This window comes from Stenotrophomonas sp. 59 (genome assembly GCF_030291095.1).
Classification (GTDB): domain Bacteria; phylum Pseudomonadota; class Gammaproteobacteria; order Xanthomonadales; family Xanthomonadaceae; genus Stenotrophomonas; species Stenotrophomonas maltophilia_Q.
Genome location: NZ_CP127408.1, coordinates 2,758,650 through 2,771,111, shown reverse-complemented (window position 1 = coordinate 2,771,111; position 12,462 = coordinate 2,758,650). Strand labels below are relative to the sequence as shown.

Genomic DNA, 12,462 nt, shown 5'->3' with positions numbered 1-12,462 from the left:
AGGTTGTCCGGTAGGGATACATCAAGGGATTGCGGAAATGATCAGGTCGATTGCCAGTTTTGACTTCAATGGCGGATTCCAGGATTTGATGGGTCACGTGGCACGTGTCCAGTCGATCGGGGATTTCGTGTTCTTCAAGTTCATCTTCGACTTCCTGCGAAGCAAGATAAACAAGTTTGGCATCGACATGATGGGGGAAATGATGCAGTGGGTCGGCGGCATCGCCCTCACGCTCATGACCCTGTGGGTGCTGGTGCAGGGCTTCCGCATCGTGACCGGCCGCAGCCGGGACTCAATGATGGTATTGGTGACCAATATGGCGCGTGCGGCGTTGATCGTCAGCGCGGCCACCACCATGGGCGCGTTCGGCACCAATCTGCAGAGCTTCCTCACCCACGACGTCAAGGAAGAAATCACGAAGGTCGTGACGGGTTCGAACGAATCGCCCGAGGATCAGATCGACAAGAGCCTGGCATGGATGCAGGTCGCGCTTTCCAGTATCGACGCCATTCAGATCATGAATGACGGGGAGCTGCTGGAGGACAAGAAGCGGGCACTGTTCTTCATCGGGATGGGCACCGCAGGTCCGGCCATCACCGCTGGTGCAATGCTGATGCTTTATGAAATCGCCATGGCGTTGTTCATCGGCTTCGGCCCATTGTTCATCCTCTGCCTGTTGTTCGAGCAGACCAAGCAGCTGTTCCAGCGCTGGCTGTTCTACGGTATCGGCACGATGTTCTCGATGGCCGTACTTGCAGCGATGGTCTCCATCGCGCTCGACATGGTGGTACGTGTAGCGGCCACCTTCTGGACCACGGCGCTGGTGCAGGAGTTCATCCTCAAGGAAAGCATGTCCGACGGCATGACCAGCCAGGCAATGCAGCAGGGAGGCATGGGCCTGATCCTCACCGCGTTGATCCTGACTACACCCCCAATGGCAGCGATGTTCTTCCAGGGTACCTTGGGCACCTTCATGGCATATTCGCAGATAGGTGGTGGCGCCAGTGCCTCGCCAAGTGCTGATGGTCGTCCGCCGGGCATGTCGGCTCCGCCGCCGGCGGCTCCAGAGGCCGCGTCGGGCCACAATGCAGCAAATCCTCAGAACAGTCTGGGCCGAGTGTTTGACGGCACGGGCGGGGCGGGAGGAACCACACCTGGTCAACGTGGCGCGGCGAACGCCAATCAAGGAAATTAGAGGCTGGACTGACGATGAGCGCCAACGGTTTTCTGAAATATCTTTGCTTGTCCTTCGTGTTTATGGGTTCTGCATACATCAATTCTGCGTTAGCAGAAGGTCGCTGCCCGCCGGGCCAGTATCCGATCGGCGATCAGGGGGTGGGCGGCTGTGCTCCCATCCCTGGTGCAGGCCGGAGCGCGCCTGATGAGAATCCCGGGCACTGGGTTAAGACGTGGGGAGCCGTTGCGGGATCCATGAATGGCGATGCGGGTGCATCGACTGGCCATCAGGCCAAGGCCTCGGCCGAGCGACAGGCGATCGAGCGCTGCGGTCACTGGGGAGCAACCGATTGCAAGGTTCTGTACACCTATTACAACCAGTGCTATGCGTCCATCAGAACCGGCCGGCCGGACAATGGAACGATGTTCAACGCGGGTGCTACCAAGGAACAGGCGCTGGAAAGGGCGACGCAGGATTGTCGGAATTCGGGAAGCAAGGAGTGCACGTTCGTCCACTCGGACTGCACCAAGCCCTTCTTTCAGGAGGGCTGATATGGCGAATCATATTGCCTCCCGTTCTTTGGATGTCGCTTGAAGCACTGCGGAAGGCTTCAAGGAAGATGACGGGTGCGGAGCATCAGACCACAGAGTGATCAACGGTGATGTCCCAAAAGTCTTGGCAATGGCCGGCTTCAAGCATTTGGGTAACATTCTTTAGGGTTTTGACGCTGACGTTTGCCGTGCTCGTCGTTACTGAAAATGCCAATGCCGAAGGCCGTTGCCCTGGGGGCCAGTACCCGATTGGTGGCCAAGGCGTTGGAGGCTGCGCACCCATACCCGGCGCGGCTCAGAGCGCCCCGCAGGAGAATCCCGGGTACTGGGTCAAGACATGGGGTGCAGTCGCCAGCTCGCCTGGAGGAGATGCAGGTTCTGCCACTGGGCATCAGGCCAAGGCTTCGGCAGAGCGCCAAGCCGTCGAGCGATGCCGGCAGGGCGGAGCTACCGACTGCACAGTCGTTTTTACCTACTACAACCAGTGCTATGCGGTTGTCCGGGCTGCACGACCGGACAATGGCATGAGATTCAACACCGGGGCGACGAAAGAACAGGCGCAGGAGCGGGCAACCAAGGACTGCAAGGATTTGGGAAGTCAGGCTTGCTCCGTTTTCCATTCTGACTGTACCAAGCCGTTCTTCCAGCAAGACTGATCGGTTGTGACATCACACGGAGATTCAAGGCAATGGCCGACTTCAAATCTCTGCGTGGTGATTCAGCTTTCGTGATTTCTGCTCTGCTGTTCGCTGCATTACTTGTTGCCAGCAACGCCAATGCCGAGGGCCGATGCCCGTCCGGCCAGTACCCCATCGGCGATCAAGGGGTTGGTGGGTGTGCCCCGATTCCTGGGGCAGGGGCGACTGCCCGCGAACCCGGGCCCGCGGGTCAGTGGCATAAGACCTGGGGGGCGATTGCGTCGTCCGACGCGACCGCAGATGCGGGTGTTGCAACGGGCCGGCCGAGCAAGGAGAACGCGGAGCAGTTTGCTCTGGCAGACTGCGGTAGGCGCGGTGCTTCCGATTGCCGAGTCATCTACACGTATAGAAACCAGTGCGTTGCATGGTTGGTTCCCAATAGCCAGGGCGGGGCTTCCCGCGCCGGTCTTGCCAGCGCCAAGGACTCCGCCGAAGCGCGGAAGTTTGCCCAGCAGTCGTGCGTCGACACCGGTGGAAAGGCGTGTCAGGTTGCATACGAGGACTGTACGAAGCCGGTCTATGAGTCATTCTGACCCGTTGATCGGATTGTCGGACTGGCAGCCAGTGCAACTCGAGATGGCGGCGAAGAGCTTCATGTGTTTGGGTGCAGCTCCGTTTGTTCTCTTGGCTCCAGCATCGGCTGTGGGCAACGATCGTCTGCTCAGGCCGTCCCATCTCCCACAATGGGCAGCAAAGGAATGAGTCTCCCCATGAAACGGATCCACCTCGCTTTTCTTCCGTGTCTGCTGATTGCAGGCCTGCTGCCGTTCACTGCGCTCGCCGAAGGCAACTGCCCGCAGGGCATGTATCCGATCGGTGGCCAGGGTGTACAGGGTTGTGCGCCCATTCCGGTGAGCAGCTCAGGATCCCCGTACAACAATCGCCCCAACTGGGCGCAGACCGTGCGCGGCGTGGCGATGGATACCCGCGGCGATACCTTCATCAGCAACTCGATGCGCTCGCGGGGCAAGGCAAAGCGTGCATCCATGAAGGAGTGCAAGGAGTTCGGGAAAGGCGAATGTAGGTTGGCGACCCTGTTCCAGGCGCAATGCGTGGCGGTCGCCCACGCGGGTCTGGGCACTGAAACCACCAGCGTCGCCACCGCCATGTCCGAACAGGGAGCGGTCGTTGTCGCGATGCAGCAATGCAGCGCGAAGGCTGCATGGAAGCAGCTGCCGCAGGGTCAATGCGGGATCGCCAGAACGGCCTGTACGGCGGATCTGTTCATCAGGTAAGGCGCCATTCACGCTAAGCCCCGTTTTCTGTGATCAATTCCGCTTTTCGATTTCCTCGCACTTCGACGCGGCAGAACGCCTCGCGGTAAGCTCCCCGCGCGTCATGAAAATGACGCGCCAGTGCCGCCGAATGCAGGAGTTCTTCCGTCCAATGAGGACGCTGTCAGCCCCTGCATCGGGTGACGCTCGCCATCATCGCGGTCTTGCCGTACGCAAGGCTATGATCCCTGTCCGCGCAGGCGCGGATAAGCCGGAACGCGTTCCGGCTGGGCAGGGAGGCGGGCATCGGCATGACCACATTGAAGGAGTGGGAGGGGATGGAAGACAGGGTTGGCGCACACATGGACGATGCCCTGGCATTCGTTCCGTCCGGTGCGAACCTGCTGGAAGCTGTCAGGGGCGAGCTCAACGGCGATGGCATCGAGTATCAGCTGCTGGTCATCGACCAGCCGACGCCGGAAGGGCTGGTGCCCGGCCAGCACGGGCCAAACCGGGTGCTGCTGTTGCTGCGCGGTGATGGGCGCGGGCGCTGGCAGCTGGCCGCGCGCAACGACACGCTGGTGCCGTGTTCCACCCGAGGTGGCCTGGCCGGCGACCCTTTTGCGTATGCAATGGTCGAGAAGGGCACCTTCAGCGTGATCACCAACGGCGGTAGCCGCGAGCGCTGGAGCAGCACCTACCGGTTCCGCTATGCGCCCGCGGACAAGGCCTGCTGGGTGGACGGGGTGAGACGCAAGGTCGTGGATATCGAGACCGAAGCGACCAACATCCGGGATTACTCGGTGGCGGAGCTGGGCAGGGTGCGGTTCGAGGACTTCGACCCGTCCAGTGTCGCCGAGGTGTCGCTTCCATGAGCCAAGCTCCAACCGGCGGAAGGGAATCCGCGCTGATGAAGATTCAGGAGTTGCACTGTGTCGACCGATAGAGAGTCGCAGCTGTTGCGGCAGGCGACCAAAGCCGGCATCGACTCCCCGCTTGAACTGGCCAATTTCATGGCCCAGGCAGGGCACGAGTCGCGCGGCTTGAGCCGGCTCAACGAGAGTTTCAACTTCACCCGGGGAATCTCGCAGATCCCGGTGGAGGCTGCGTGGCGCAATGGCAACGCTGTGCTGGAGAGCGCCCGCCAGGAAGCGCTGCGTGGCCGGCCGGAAAACCTGGCCGAGCTGATGTACGGCGGGCGCATGGGCAACGACGCGCCTGGTGACGCGCTGAAGTACCACGGCCGCGGCTATCTGCCGTTGGTCGGCAAGGAGAATTACGAGCGTGCCGGCAAGGCGCTGGATCTGGACCTGGTGAATCACCCGGAACTGGCCGCGCAGCCTGAGCACGCAGGTCGTATTGCTGTATGGCAATGGCAGACACGGGTGCCGGAGGCGGCGCGCCAGGACGTGCGCGAGGCAACGCATGCGCTCAATGGCGCGCTCAATGGCATCGAGGCACGCCGGCAACGTTTCGAGATCTGGCAACAGAAGTTGACGCCGGACGTGATGGCGCGCCTGGATCGTGGCGAAGTCGGTGCGCCGGCGCAGACCGTTGCACGCGACATGTCGCATGCCGGTGAGCCCGGCAATGCGTTGTTCGAGGATGCGCGCAGGCATCTGCAGCAGCTGGGACCGCAGAGCGGGCTGCGCAGTGCGCAGGAACTCGACAATACCGCTGGCGCATTGGCGTTGGGCGCGCAGAAGGTGGGGTTGTCGCGCATCGATCATCTGCTGGCCGGCAACGACGGCCGCACGCTGTTTGCGGTGCAGGGCGCGCTGGGTGATCCGGCCATGCTGCGTGCGTCCGTAGACCGCGAGCAGGCCGCACAGCAGCCACTGGCGCAGAGTAGTCAGCAGCTGGCGGCCAGTGTTACGCAGCAGGACCCGACGGCCGCGCTCGCCCGCGAGCAGGAGCAGCGTTCTCGATCCATGTAACACCTGATGCCGGCGGGCAGGGGGCCCGCCGGTGAGTTACGTACGACGCGTGGCGCCCTGTGGCGCCGACATGGAAAACCAACGTAAGGACACCACATGCGAATCGTTCCCTTGAATGCCCGGCACGCTGCTGCCCGCTGCAATGCATCCGCGCACCGCCTGCCGCAGCTCTGGCTGCTTTCACTTGGACTAGCCGCAGCGTCGGCGCAGGCTCAGGAGGCATCGGTACCCGTCGCGGAGGCGCCCCTCGCTGCCGAGGCGCCCGTTGCCTCGCCCGCAGGGGCGGCGCCCGTTGCAGCACCCATGACGGCCGAAGCCGTTGTCGCGGCGCCGGCTCCCGAAGTACCGGTTGCCGTGACACCTCCTGCGACACCTGGGGTGGGCGCGCAGCCGGCGCCGGCCGCGGACCTGGTGCCTGCGCCGGTTGCGCCCGTTGCGCCGGCAGCGGCGGCGCCTGTGGCTGCACCGCCTGCCACCGTCGAGCCAGCCGTTCCGGCGGTAGCACCTGCGCCGCCCGCATTGGCCATCGTGCCGTTGCCGCCCGAACAGGCCACCGAGCGTGCACTCGGTGCCCGCTGCCCGGTGGATCTGGCCGGGCGACTCGCGACCCAGGGCGACCTGCTGATCGGCGCCTGCCAGGGCGCGATGCCGGCGCATCTGGCCACGCTGCTGGTCGCGCTGCCCGCGCATGATATCCACCTGCCACGCGGCTGGCGCGAGCGAGAGGTGCAGCAGAAGGCCTGGTTCAAGGCGGTGCCGGGCTACGGCCAGCGCCCTGATTTCATCGTGCGGATGGGTGACATCTGGGTGCGTTCGCTGGAAGGGCGTGACGCCGACAGCACGTTCTACCTGGTGTCGGCGCCGTTCACCTGCAGCGACCGGGTCGCCAACCGCGACGAGTACGGCGCGGAGCCGGTACGCCTGCCAGCGGGGGATTGCCGCGAGGCCTATGTGGCCCAGCGTGTGTACCAGGTGCGTGGCGATGCCGCACCGCGGGATGTTACCGCCGAGGCGATGCCGGCCATGCCGCCGTTGACGGAAGCCGATCGCGCACGCCAGTTGGCGCGCGAAGGCCGGATCACGCTGGATCAAAGCAAGCTGCAGTATGGCCCGGCCATGCGTTGGTTCGTGCAGTACCCGGAGACCGCCCAGAAGGGTGGCCCGCGTGCGTTCAGTGACTGGAACCGTGAGCACCTGGCATTCGTGGTCTGGACCGGAGATCGCTTCGAGCTGCGCGAAAAGGTTTCGCGTAGCCAGTGGCCCTGCGACCCGGTGGCACCGGGGGATCGGGCCTGTGGCGGCTTCCCAGATTCCGGTCCGGATCTATTTGTGACGGCCGGTACCTCCGCGCCGATGGCTGCCTCCGGTCCCTGAGCCGGAGTGCCGACGTGCAGCGGGAGCCGGAATGACCGGCTCCCGTGCAGTCCATCAGGCCTGCATGCTGCGGGTCTGGTTCTGCTGCTGTTCCAGTTGCTGGTCACGCTCAAGTGCATGGCGCTGACCGGCGGCCTGCTGGTCGATGCGCTGGCTGCTCTGCTCCAGCGGCGTGTTCATCGCCATGGCCGTGTCCACCGACACGCGCAGGTGTGCCGGGTCGCCGCCCTGGCCCTGCACCGCGAAGCTGCGCGAGGCATCGGCATTCATGACCACCTCGTCGATCCGCTTGCCGCCAGCGGCATGCATCTCGGCGGCGAGGCTGCCAGCCAGCTGCGTGCTCATCACGTCCGGCACGCGCCCGACACGCACGTCCTGCGCATGCACGCCGCGGATCGCGTCGTTGAACAACGGGTTGCCCAGGTGGTTGGCATCGTCCATGCGCAGCATGCTGGTGTGATGGCCGTTCTTCTCCGCTTCGCGGCGTGCCGGTTCACCGGGCTGCAGTGGGCCGCGGATGTGGTCGTACAGATCGATGGCGCCGCCCGGGATGCCACGCGCTGCACGGGTAACGCCACGGCGCAGTGATTCCACGTCGTCGCGGTACTCCTCGATCATCTTGGCGTTGTCCTTGGCCAGCTTCTGCGTTTCCGGGTGCTTGAGCACAGAGCCCTGGTCGAGGAAGTTGCCCAGTTTGTGCGCACCGAACGAGCTGCCTGCTGCAATCAGCGGGCTGTCCGGGATCAGGGCGCGCATCGGATGGTTGCTGAAGCCGTTTGCGGCGAGTGTCTTGATTTCATCCGGCTTCGCATAGATGCGGACCTGGCCGAAATGCGGCGACGCGGCGCTGACCGGATCGGAGGCCATGACGTGGTTGATCATGGTGTTGCCGCCTTCGGGGATGCGGTAGCTGAGGCTGACCGCGCCATAGGCATTGAAGGTCTCGCCCTTGACGTTGAAATGGTGCGAGGTGATCTGGGCCAGGGCGCCGCCGAGGGAGTGGCCGGTGACGGTGACTTCTGGTGGACGCTGCCCGAGATCCTGCCCCTCCTTCTTGGCGTAAGCGATGGCGCGTTGAGTCAGCGCGATGGCATCCGGAGCCTGCACATTGGTGCGGGCAACGACCATGCCACCATCGGTCAGAATCGCATCGCGTGCGATCTGTTCGGTTCCGCGATGTGCGACGACAATTTCATTGGTGTCGACTCGCTGGTAGATCGTTCCCTGATAACCGTTCAGTCGATTATCAACGTGCTCGAGAATCCTGTACTTGTGCCCGTTGATCGGGACGATCTCTTCTTGACCAGGTGCACGACGACCGACCGCATAATCCTTGTATGCATCTTCGGATAGCGCAGCGTAGTCTTGGCTGTTGAGGCTCATTGGCGGACCTCGCTGGCTTCAAGCGAAGTGGAGAACAGCGCATTCCGCAGTTCTGGGCGGAACTTGGTGGGATCTTCCTGGCCGCTTGCGCCGTAATCAGGAATCTCATTTACGCGCGGATAGTCTGCGCGAGGATAGTGGCGAGTCTCGGTCTCGCCTTTGACGAAGGGCGCTGCCTCAATGAACGACAGGAAGCGGGTTTCACCCTCGGCGCCGGTGGCTTTCAGCATCGCGCCGGCGCCGCTGAATTCCCACTTGCAGACGCCACGACCGTAGTAGTCCTCATCCAGCATCCGGTCGAGGTACACGGTGCCGCGATACTCGCCCTCAGCGACCCTGCGCAGCTCCACCGGTTCCTGGCTGGTAATGCGGGCGGCAGTGCCGGTGGCGGGTTCGATGTGGCCGCACTGGTCTTCGTTGGTCACGTCGTACTGCGCGACACCTTCGACCACCGCGAAATCACCGGGGGCATCCTTCAGGCGCAGCACCAGTTCATAGGCCTTGCGCGGGCTGGGGTTGAGCTTGGCGAGGCCGCGCCCACCCTGGGCGACATCGGCTTCGGCAGCGGCACGTTCCTGGTTCATGGCGGTCTCCGGGTTGCAGGCGGTCAATAGAAGCAGAGCAAGGCACGGGATCATCTTGTGGCGCAATGTCGGCCTCCTTGGGGGTAGGGATGGTTGAACTGGCAGCTCATGGCGCGAGTTTCTGCACAGTGGTGGTGGTTGAGAACAGCGCGCCGCGCAGCTCTTCTTTGTACGCTGAAGGATCTTCCTTGCCACTTGCAGGATAGTTGGCGGCAAGTTCGGCGCGAGGATAGGCGACCTTCGGGTAGTAGAGAGTCAACGGCGATCCAGCGTTCATGCGTTCCTTCTTGAAATACGTCAGGAATCGCGTATCCGCCTCGCCGTTCGTAGCGCGCAACATCGTACCGGCGCCAGTTAGCGTCCAATGGCAGACGCCGCGCCCGTAGTAGTCCTCGTCCTGCATACGGTCCAGGTAGAACGTGCCGCGGTATTCGTTCTCACCGACCTTGCGTAGCTCGACGGGTTCCTGGCTGGTGATGCGCCCTGCAGTGCCGGTCGCAGGCAGGATCCGACCACAATCTGCGTAGTTGCTGACGTCGTACTGGGCCACGCCCTCAACGATCGCGAACGGACCCGGCGCGTCCTTCAGTGTCAGCACCAGCTCATAGGCCTGCTTCGGTGCGGGATTGAGCTTGGCCAGGCCGCGTCCACCCGCGGCGACATCGCGCTCTGCGTCTGAGTAAGGCGAGCACGCCGCCAGTGCCAGCAGCAGGGGCGCCGGCAGCCAGCATCGTGCGCTGCGCGATGGCGTTGCCGTGCTCAAAGCGTGTTCCTGCATCGTGCATCCATGTCCATATATCCTTCCCTGGTGACAGGTTTCCCGATTATGGGGTGCCCGGGAAACCCGGCGCCAGCAGCGAGTGGGCATAAGTGCCAGAAATTTGACGCATTCAGGATTGGGCGGTGGTGTGGAAGCGCTTGCGGCACAGTCGATTTGCCGGCATCGGAACGACTGCGTACCGCATTCAACATTCTGCCGCCGTTCTGTGACATCGATCATTAATTCACGCGATCATCACCAAGCGAAGTCTTCCACCATGAACTACACGATCCGCCCCGAATCCTCTGCCGACCACGCCGTGATCCATGCGCTCACTGAAGCTGCCTTCCGCCAAGCCCCGCACAGCAGCCACACCGAGCAGTTCATCGTCGATGCGCTGCGTTCGCGTGGGGAGCTGAGCATTTCGCTGGTCGCCGAAGCCCAAGGCCAGGTGGTCGGACACATTGCGCTGTCGCCGGTCACCATCAGCGATGGAAGTACAGGCTGGTTCGGCCTTGGCCCGATCTCAGTGCTGCCGTCGTGGCAGGGGCAGGGCATTGGCGCGGCGCTGATGCGCGCGGCACTCGACGCGCTGCGTGGATTGGGCGCACAGGGTTGCGTGCTGCTGGGCGAGCCGGCGTATTACGGCCGCTTCGGCTTCCGTGCCGAGCCAGGCCTGGTGCTGCCGGGTGTGCCTGCGGAGTACTTCCAGGCGCTCTGCCTGCAGCCTCCGCTGGCGCAGGGCGAGGTGCAGTATTCGCCGGCCTTCGAGGCGACGGCCTGATCCACGGCGAGCGCGTGCCCGTCAGGGCGCGCGCCAGACGGTGGGTTCGGGTTGTGGCTTTGGAATGCGATAACCGCCGATGTGTTCAAGCAGTTCATTGGTGCGACGTTGTTCCGCCAGTACCTCACGCAGCAGGCTGCGCACGGCGAAGATGGCAAATGGCACCAGGATCCAGACCAGGCTGATGCCCAGCGCAAACAGGGTCAACAGGGCTTTTGCACCATCCATGCACGGCGTTCCTTGATCGAAGGCAGCCACGCTAGCACGCGGTTGCGGCCGACAGATGTCAGCCGTTATGCCGAAGATGGATCAGTGGATACGCACGCCCCTGCGAATCGAGCGGTGAGCGACCGGTTTCGACGAAGCCCATGCGCAGATAGAAGCCCACGGCCTGCGCGTTCTGTGCGTTGACGTCGGTGCTCAGCTGTGGGCACAGGGTCAACGCGTGCTGCAGCAGTTGGCGACCAACTCCGGTGCCACGCACGTCCGGATCGATGAACAGCGCTTCCATGTGGGTGCCGTCGATCAGCATGAATCCGAGGGGGCGATCCTGTGCGTCGACAGCAACGGTCATCGGCGCCTGCGGCAGGAAACCGGCCACTTCGGCATCGATGGCCTGGCGGTCTTCGGCACTGAGGAAGTCGTGGGTGGCGTCGACGGCACGACGCCAGAGGTCGACGAGGGCGGCGCCTTCGTCGGCGCGCGAGGGGCGCAGGGTGGTCATGGGTTCACCAAGGTGCTTCGGGGAGTGCGAAGTATGAGGCTTTCCGGTAACGCCTGCAGGCGAAGATTCATCCCGCGTCGCGGTGGCGGATGAAGGGGCTGTGCGCAGCTGCGTCGGCGCGCAGCACCACCCCATCCTCGAAATCATCGCTGTCGTTGAAGGGCACGGTCGGCCATCGTTGCCAGCGTGCCAGCCGCTCGCGGTAGTCGCTGGTGGCCGCCGCTATTGCTTTGTCGTGCGCCTGCACGCGATCCGCTGGCAGCCCGGAACGCACGCCATGCACCACGAACGGTTCCATCACTTCGAAGCCGACGTAGCGCAGGCTGTACATCAACGACCACAGCAGCAACCGGGTGTCGCCCTCGCGGCCGTCCACCGCGCATGCCCGCGCCGACGAGCCGGTGGTGACGCTCAGCAACGCGCGCTTGCCCTGCATCACGCCGTGCTCGTGGCGCTGCCGGCTGTTGTACATCGGCCCGTAGACGAGCACGCGGTCCAGCCAGCCCTTCAGCATGGCCGGAGCCGCGAACCACCACAGCGGAAACTGCAGGATCAGCAGGTCGGTGGCACGCAGCAGCTGCAGATGGCGCTGCACCTCGACGGGCAGCTGGCCCTGCTCGGCGCTGTGCCGCTGTTCGCGTTGGGCGTCGAAGTGGTCGGGATGCAGGCGATGCGGATGGTGGTCAGCCGCTTCCAGCGGGTCGAAGCCTTCCGCATACAGGTCGACCACGTCCACCTGCAGGTTCTCATGCCGCAGCTGCTCGGCGGCCTGCGTGGCCAGATGTGCATTGAACGAGCGGGGCTCGGGGTGGGCAAGCAGGATCAGGGCGCGCATGGGTCGAGGGGCTCGTGGAGTGTGCGACCATCCTCGTGATGCCGACCTGCCCCGGCAATTACGCACCTTGAGGTAACCATGGCCTATCGCGGAGACGTGTATGCCGCCGACTGCTCCGCACGCGATGCGCTTGCGCTGATTTCAGGCAAGTGGGTGATGCTGCTGCTGCCGGCATTGGCGCAGGGCCCGCTTCGCAACGGCGCGTTGCTGCGGAAGATCGAAGGCATCTCGCAGAAGGTGCTGACCCAGACCCTGCGGCAGCTGGAGCGCAATGGCCTGGTCGAGCGTTGCGACCGGGGCAGCAAGCCGTTGCATGTGGAGTACCGGTTGACCGAGGTTGCGCGCGGCCTGGTCGACACGCTGGCTGCCCTGGACCGCTGGGCCGAGCACAACTTTCCTGTGCTGGACGCCGCCCGTGAGCGCTTCGACGCACGTTAGCGG

Annotated in this window: 16 protein-coding genes; 10 read left to right on the top strand and 6 right to left on the bottom strand. The window is 63.8% G+C overall.

The window, feature by feature from the left end; genetic code table 11:
- Positions 1-37: 37 nt before the first annotated feature.
- From QP552_RS12915 to QP552_RS12880, 8 genes are all read left to right on the top strand, one after another.
- Positions 38-1,195, top strand: coding sequence for a type IV secretion system protein (locus QP552_RS12915; RefSeq protein ID WP_111113701.1), 1,158 nt, complete (start codon positions 38-40; stop codon positions 1,193-1,195).
- A gap of 14 nt (positions 1,196-1,209) precedes the next feature.
- On the top strand, positions 1,210-1,728 hold the full coding sequence (locus QP552_RS12910; RefSeq protein ID WP_258394105.1) for a DUF4189 domain-containing protein: 519 nt from the start codon (positions 1,210-1,212) through the stop codon (positions 1,726-1,728).
- Positions 1,729-1,838: 110 nt separating this feature from the next.
- Positions 1,839-2,384 (top strand): DUF4189 domain-containing protein, encoded by a 546-nt coding sequence (locus QP552_RS12905; protein ID WP_111113702.1) that lies wholly within the window; start codon positions 1,839-1,841, stop codon positions 2,382-2,384.
- Positions 2,385-2,416: 32 nt separating this feature from the next.
- A complete protein-coding gene (locus QP552_RS12900; RefSeq protein WP_111113703.1) occupies positions 2,417-2,959 on the top strand; it encodes a DUF4189 domain-containing protein in 543 nt (180 codons plus the stop codon).
- A gap of 177 nt (positions 2,960-3,136) precedes the next feature.
- Positions 3,137-3,661 carry a DUF4189 domain-containing protein gene (locus QP552_RS12895; RefSeq protein ID WP_111113704.1) on the top strand — a complete coding sequence of 175 codons (525 nt, stop codon included), beginning with the start codon at positions 3,137-3,139 and terminating at the stop codon, positions 3,659-3,661.
- A gap of 317 nt (positions 3,662-3,978) precedes the next feature.
- On the top strand, positions 3,979-4,515 hold the full coding sequence (locus QP552_RS12890; protein ID WP_286073808.1) for a hypothetical protein: 537 nt from the start codon (positions 3,979-3,981) through the stop codon (positions 4,513-4,515).
- 57 nt (positions 4,516-4,572) lie between these two features.
- Positions 4,573-5,577 carry an XVIPCD domain-containing protein gene (locus QP552_RS12885; protein WP_286073807.1) on the top strand — a complete coding sequence of 335 codons (1,005 nt, stop codon included), beginning with the start codon at positions 4,573-4,575 and terminating at the stop codon, positions 5,575-5,577.
- A gap of 96 nt (positions 5,578-5,673) precedes the next feature.
- Positions 5,674-6,951, top strand: a complete 1,278-nt coding sequence (locus QP552_RS12880; RefSeq protein WP_286073806.1) for a hypothetical protein — start codon at positions 5,674-5,676, stop codon at positions 6,949-6,951.
- Between the two features lie 54 nt (positions 6,952-7,005).
- Here the strand turns inward: QP552_RS12880 and QP552_RS12875 are convergent, their stop codons facing one another.
- Genes QP552_RS12875 through QP552_RS12865 form a run of 3 tightly spaced genes read right to left on the bottom strand, consistent with a single transcriptional unit; the run spans position 7,006 to position 9,696 of the window.
- A complete protein-coding gene (locus QP552_RS12875) occupies positions 7,006-8,334 on the bottom strand; it encodes an XVIPCD domain-containing protein (protein WP_111113706.1) in 1,329 nt (442 codons plus the stop codon).
- Positions 8,331-8,984 (bottom strand): hypothetical protein, encoded by a 654-nt coding sequence (locus QP552_RS12870; RefSeq protein ID WP_111113707.1) that lies wholly within the window; start codon positions 8,982-8,984, stop codon positions 8,331-8,333. The genes QP552_RS12875 and QP552_RS12870 overlap by 4 nt, the downstream gene beginning before the upstream one ends.
- 40 nt (positions 8,985-9,024) lie before the next feature.
- Positions 9,025-9,696, bottom strand: coding sequence for a hypothetical protein (locus QP552_RS12865; protein ID WP_286073805.1), 672 nt, complete (start codon positions 9,694-9,696; stop codon positions 9,025-9,027).
- Positions 9,697-9,955: 259 nt separating this feature from the next.
- Here QP552_RS12865 and QP552_RS12860 point away from each other — a divergent pair, with 259 nt between their 5' ends.
- Positions 9,956-10,462: an N-acetyltransferase gene (locus QP552_RS12860; RefSeq protein ID WP_286073804.1), complete on the top strand. Its 507-nt coding sequence runs from the start codon at positions 9,956-9,958 to the stop codon at positions 10,460-10,462.
- Between the two features lie 21 nt (positions 10,463-10,483).
- On the opposite strand, the gene QP552_RS12855 is transcribed toward QP552_RS12860, so the two are convergent.
- The 3 genes from QP552_RS12855 to QP552_RS12845 form a co-directional block, all read right to left on the bottom strand.
- Positions 10,484-10,690 carry a hypothetical protein gene (locus tag QP552_RS12855; RefSeq protein ID WP_106549104.1) on the bottom strand — a complete coding sequence of 69 codons (207 nt, stop codon included), beginning with the start codon at positions 10,688-10,690 and terminating at the stop codon, positions 10,484-10,486.
- A 58-nt stretch (positions 10,691-10,748) separates the two neighbouring features.
- Positions 10,749-11,186, bottom strand: coding sequence for an acetyltransferase (locus tag QP552_RS12850; RefSeq protein ID WP_197619816.1), 438 nt, complete (start codon positions 11,184-11,186; stop codon positions 10,749-10,751).
- Between the two features lie 67 nt (positions 11,187-11,253).
- Positions 11,254-12,021, bottom strand: a complete 768-nt coding sequence (locus tag QP552_RS12845) for an NAD(P)H-dependent oxidoreductase (protein WP_286073803.1) — start codon at positions 12,019-12,021, stop codon at positions 11,254-11,256.
- A 78-nt stretch (positions 12,022-12,099) separates the two neighbouring features.
- On the opposite strand from QP552_RS12845, the gene QP552_RS12840 reads away from it, so the two are divergent.
- The gene (locus QP552_RS12840) at positions 12,100-12,459 is read left to right on the top strand and encodes a helix-turn-helix domain-containing protein (RefSeq protein ID WP_111113711.1); all 360 of its coding nucleotides are present in this window, start codon (positions 12,100-12,102) and stop codon (positions 12,457-12,459) included.
- Positions 12,460-12,462: the final 3 nt, after the last annotated feature.